This window comes from Streptomyces torulosus, from assembly GCF_001419765.1.
In the GTDB taxonomy this organism is placed as follows: domain Bacteria; phylum Actinomycetota; class Actinomycetes; order Streptomycetales; family Streptomycetaceae; genus Streptomyces; species Streptomyces torulosus.
This window is the reverse complement of record NZ_LIRK01000643.1, coordinates 1-265: the sequence shown is the minus strand read 5'-3', so window position 1 is coordinate 265 and position 265 is coordinate 1. Positions and strand designations below refer to the sequence as shown.

Here is a 265-nt window from a genome sequence, read left to right as displayed (position 1 = left end):
CGGGCGACACGACCATCATGAGCAGGGGGCAGCCTGCGGCGCCGAGTTCCTCCAGGACGATGGAGAGTTCGGCGATTCCGCCGCCGCCCCCGCCGTATGCCTCCGGCAGGTTGACGCCCAGGTAGCCGAGCTTGGCGGCCTCGTCCCAGAGGGACTCCGGGGTGAAGTCTCGGCCGTGGCGTTTGCCCAGGGCGGCTACGGCGGCTCGTAGGGCTTGGTGTTCTTCGGATTCGATCACTGGGGACATGAGGGGCTCCTAAGGGGG

Annotated in this window: 1 protein-coding gene; it reads right to left on the bottom strand. The window is 68.7% G+C overall.

The genetic code is table 11. The features are described 5' to 3' along the window. Window positions 1–247 (bottom strand): acyl-CoA dehydrogenase family protein (locus AOK23_RS50725; RefSeq protein ID WP_420823782.1); only part of this gene is annotated, 247 nt, incomplete at its 3' end. Window positions 248–265 lie beyond the last annotated feature (18 nt).